This window comes from Acinetobacter sp. YH16051, from assembly GCF_013417135.1.
Lineage (GTDB): Bacteria > Pseudomonadota > Gammaproteobacteria > Pseudomonadales > Moraxellaceae > Acinetobacter > Acinetobacter towneri.
Genome location: NZ_VPEN01000049.1, coordinates 1 through 4388, shown reverse-complemented (window position 1 = coordinate 4388; position 4388 = coordinate 1). Strand labels below are relative to the sequence as shown.

At 36.6% G+C, this 4388-nt stretch carries 6 protein-coding genes and 1 pseudogene; 4 read left to right on the top strand and 3 right to left on the bottom strand.

Annotated features, from left to right (window positions below):
• A partial coding sequence (gene mobQ / locus FTV41_RS13730; protein WP_179996697.1) for a MobQ family relaxase occupies positions 1–930 on the bottom strand: 930 nt, incomplete at its 3' end.
• A gap of 209 nt (positions 931–1139) precedes the next feature.
• On the opposite strand from mobQ, the gene FTV41_RS13725 reads away from it, so the two are divergent.
• Complete coding sequence (locus tag FTV41_RS13725) at positions 1140–1427, top strand: hypothetical protein (protein WP_020847062.1); 288 nt, start codon at positions 1140–1142, stop codon at positions 1425–1427.
• A 14-nt stretch (positions 1428–1441) separates the two neighbouring features.
• Positions 1442–1756, top strand: coding sequence for a hypothetical protein (locus tag FTV41_RS13720; RefSeq protein WP_151208206.1), 315 nt, complete (start codon positions 1442–1444; stop codon positions 1754–1756).
• A gap of 32 nt (positions 1757–1788) precedes the next feature.
• On the opposite strand, the gene repM is transcribed toward FTV41_RS13720, so the two are convergent.
• Entirely contained in the window at positions 1789–2727 is a 939-nt protein-coding gene (gene repM / locus FTV41_RS13715) for a replication initiation protein RepM (RefSeq protein WP_151208205.1), read from the bottom strand.
• Positions 2728–2777: 50 nt separating this feature from the next.
• Here repM and FTV41_RS13710 point away from each other — a divergent pair, with 50 nt between their 5' ends.
• Positions 2778–2927 carry a hypothetical protein gene (locus FTV41_RS13710; RefSeq protein WP_179996696.1) on the top strand — a complete coding sequence of 50 codons (150 nt, stop codon included), beginning with the start codon at positions 2778–2780 and terminating at the stop codon, positions 2925–2927.
• Positions 2928–3468: 541 nt separating this feature from the next.
• Here FTV41_RS13710 and FTV41_RS15255 read toward each other — a convergent pair.
• Positions 3469–3639 (bottom strand): annotated as a pseudogene (locus FTV41_RS15255) (GIY-YIG nuclease family protein); the annotation flags it as partial.
• Between the two features lie 381 nt (positions 3640–4020).
• Between FTV41_RS15255 and FTV41_RS13705 the strand changes: the two are divergent.
• Positions 4021–4388: spore coat protein U domain-containing protein (locus FTV41_RS13705; protein ID WP_179996695.1), on the top strand; the 368-nt coding region annotated here is incomplete at its 3' end.

The window sequence follows — 4388 nt, the reverse complement described above, 5'->3', positions numbered from 1 at the left end:
GCGGAGTGCTTGCTCGGCTCGTTGTTTATCTAATTCTTGCTGTCGCTTCATTTCCGCTTGGCGTTCCAGTTCTAGACGTTTGGTTTCTTGGTTCTTCTGCCATTGATCAAAACCTTGATCGACACGGCTTAAACCACGCTGTAAAACGCTCTCTTTTTGCTGTTTCTGTTGGTGAAGCTGTTGGCTATTTTGCTGTTTGACGTTGTCATTAAAACGGCTGATTTCAGTGTCTATGCCTTGTCTGCGTAATTGAGTGACTTTGGTGCCTTCATGGATGGTGGCTTGTAGTCCGTTGTTCTGATCGGCATAGCTACGATGGTCTATTTTTTCTCGGTAGCCTGCACGTTCCAATGCTTTATTGGCTAAGTCTGCCCATGTTTCTCGAATTTGCTTAATGTCTTCTTGGGTTGTCCCTATACCAAGGCTTTTTCGTTTGGCGTTGCTGAGTTCAATATCGGTTTTGGTGGTCAGAGTGATTTTATTGTCTGCGTCTAATTCGGCTTTTCGGGTGGTGAGCATGATATGGGCGTGATGGTTTTTATCATTTCCGCCTTTACTCGGTTTATGGATGGCTAAATCTGCGATCACCTCATAGCGATCAACTAAGGACCTGGCAAAGTCTTTTGCTAAGTCCTTACGTTGATCAGCGTCTAATTCATCGGGTAGGGCAATCACCCATTCTCTAGCGGTTCGGGCATCTTTGCGGTTCTCGGTTTTTTCTGCCAAGTTCCAAAGTTCGCCACGGTCAATTTCAATATCTAAATTAGAGATAATTTCAGAATGGGCTACACCGTCTTTTCTCGTAAAGTCATGGGTCAGTCCTGTGCGTTCATCTTCTAGTTTTTCACCTGCGCGATAGGCACTCGATGCAACCGCAGTTCGTCCTGAACTTCGGTTAACCGTTTTAGTGGAACAATGATAAATTGCCATGCAGTCGCCTTGAGATGCTTTTGCTTTTAAAAAATTGCGTAGCAGTTTTTTGGGGTTAAGGGGATTCCCCTTACGCAAACTTTGACTTGGATGAAATCCAAGTCGTAAGTGCGCATTTCATGAAAAACACGATAGCATATAGCTCGCTTGAACTCTAGTTCATAGAGCCTTATGCTTGAGTGGTTTTCTATATCCCGAAATTAACCGTTATGACAAAATCAACTGAAAATATTGAAAAGAAAATTGAAGCCCAGTTGGAGAAGCTGAAACAGTTAAAAGCTCAGAAACAGGCTATTGAAGCAAGAGAAAGAACAAAGCAGAAAGAGCAAGAACGCAAGGATGATACTCGGCGTAAAATCTTACTTGGTTCTTACTTGATTAAAAAAATGCAATCCAATGAAGCCAACAAAGAAAAAATACTCGCTGAACTTAATGATTATTTAATAGAGGATCGGGATAGAATACTTTTTGATTTACCTTCGATGAATAACAATTAAGCTGGATATTCTTTATGAAATATAAAATTTTAATGTCTTTATTAACAATGTCAGTTATTACCCTTACTGCATGCAGCAAAAATAAAGAAGAACCAGAACATGTAAGAGTGCAAGCATCGTCTCCTGAGATTGTGGAAGAAGTACGCCAAGAAGCGCAACAAGTACCTGCTCCGCAAGAAATTACAGACGAAGACCGTGAACGTATGAAAAAAGAACTCCAAGATTCATCACGATTTGAAAGTAAAGATACTGCCAATAAGTCGGGCGAAGAAGTAAATGCGGAACTGATTAATCAGTTAGATTCGATAGGACAGCCAGCCAAAGAATAAAATTAAAAAAAAGGAGCTGAAGCTCCTTTTTTTTAATTACCAAATCCTGCCTTTTTTAAGCAAGGGTATAACTCTCTGAATTTTTCAGGCTCTAAAAGCATGTCTGCAATACGAATAGCAAACTGCTGATAGCTTTCTGTACCTTGAGAATATGCCCCCATTTCAGGCATTTCAGACAGTTTGTTTGCAAATAAATGACGTTGGGAATCGGTCATTTTGATGAAAAAATCAGGGGTATTGGGATCTCGTTTAGTTTCAATTTTAGGTTGTACTTTTTGCTTAAACTTGAATGAAAACCCTGTAATTGTACGCCCCTGCTTATGTTGCTCATAAGTTACGGTAATGTCTGTATGTTTGTTAAGTTGCTCAATAGCAATATGTAAAACTTTTTCTTTAAATTGCCCCATTCTTTGATATTTTTCATCTCCAACTCCAAGTTTTAAACGAAATTCATTTAAATCAATAATTGGTGTCTTCCCAGTACTACGCCACGCAATTAAAAGTTCGTATAGGCGAATAGCATAACCGCTTGTTAGATTGGCAACTTGTTTTAATTCGTAGCTTGTAAGGTGTTGTTCAAGATAAGTGATTAGGGGTAAGACCGCTGGAGCAAAAGTAAATTCTATAGTTGCAGAATTATCAATATAAGCAATATCAGACACCCAGCGAGTCGTTTTATGAGCAATACCTTTTTCTCTAGGTTCTTGATAGCTAAACTGTCTTGAGAATAAAGACTTACAGGCATCCTTTAGTGTTTCGTATGCTGTGCTATGGCTTACACCAAACGTATTAATATAACTTTCTGCTGTAATCTCAATTGGTTTATTGAATGCAATATAGTCAAGGTGCATGTTATGAGTATGTTCCCGAATAATAACGATAGCTAATAAAATCAATCGCTGTTCGACAAGACCAAGACTATAACTAGCATTAATCAACGCATTATCTTTTACAACTAAGTCATTTTTCATTGTTGTACACTTTTATAATTCAAGTGTATTTGTACACCTTTGTAATGTACGTGTCAATATCATCGGAATTAGTGTACTTATATGTCGGAATTGGTGTACTTATTGGGGCTAAAATATCGGAATTGGTGTACTTATATGTCGGAATTGGTGTACTTATTAGCTGTGAAAGCCTTGCTGTACAAGCGTTTCAAGCAACTTAAAAATATTTAAAAATATATTTAAAAATAAAAAATATAAAAACTTGTGGAAAACTGCCCTAGGTACTCGCTAAAGCTCGTACTCTATTGAAGCTCGTTCCTCGCTTCGAGGGGCAGTTTTTAATTAATACTGTTCGTGATATTCAAAAGTAAAAGCATTGATAATGTATTCGCTTCGCTCATACTTTTTGAAAAGCAAAAGCTCCAAAGTTCGCACCCATTCGGGATGCTCTGTACCTACCGTTTAAAATCGAAAGGGAGCTTGTAATCAGAGAAAAGGCGAGCGTGAAATTTTGATGATGCTCAATCGCTCGTAGACACTCGCTCGGTTCTTATTATCTAGGTTTTAATTATTTAATGGAGCTAATCAAAGTTGTGAAACATTGATCAAAGAATAGGCGTGGAACGTGAAAAATCATAAAAAAAGCCCGAACAGGGATGTTCGGGCTATCAACTAGAAACTACAGCATTGAATTTTCAAGAGAATTATAACGCATTTCGTATAAGGTGTATTATGTTAATTTTAGAAATATTAAATAAATAGTTAATTGGAGTTATAGCCAAATCTTCTTGTTAATAACGTATTTTTCCACCAACCCTCTCGACTCAATATAACTTTATCGTCTGTTTTAGTTTTAAAAATATCAAGAATTGAATAATAAAAATTATTTTCAATACGCTCTAACGGCAATTGCTGTAATTGAACATTTCCCCCGCTAACAGAAATTTACCTACAAAGCATTTTTCATTAATGACTTTAAAAATTATAAGCTCGAAATTCGTATTAATTGTTTTTTTAGATTATTTTCATTGTTTTTATTGGTTTCAATAATAGTTGTTTTTTATTTACTATATGATCCGTACAGCAAGTAAATCATTTTCAATGAGATACTTATCACATTTTTTTGGGAAAATAAAAGCTGATTTTTAATTAAGCCAATTTTTTAATTGGAGTAATTTAGAGTAAAGTATCTAATTTTTTCTAAATAAATTATGTACTTGCTTGTTTAATGAGCGTATATTTCCTCGCCTACTTTGATCAAAAGTTCATCCACTTTTTAAGGTTAGGTTGAACTTAAATATTGGATTCAATCTCATGAAAAAAATTACATATGTTTCTTTGCTCATTTCATCTGTACTTGGCTTTTCTGCAGCACAAGCAGCTACTGCCCCAACACAGAACTTTGAAGTGAAATTAACAATCAATGAATCGTGTGAATTTAATTCAGCTACAGATATTGATTTCGGAAGTTTAGATCGTTCAACCGACGTAAACCGTACCCAAACAGGTAAATTAACAGCTACATGTACCATTGGCACACCTTATAAAGTGGTACTGGATAGCGAACGTCAAATGAAGCATAAATCTGACAGTACTTCTGTCGTGGCTTATGATTTATTCCAAGATACCGGTGCACAAAAGATCTGGGGTAAAACAGTTGATCAAGCACTAGAGCAAACCGG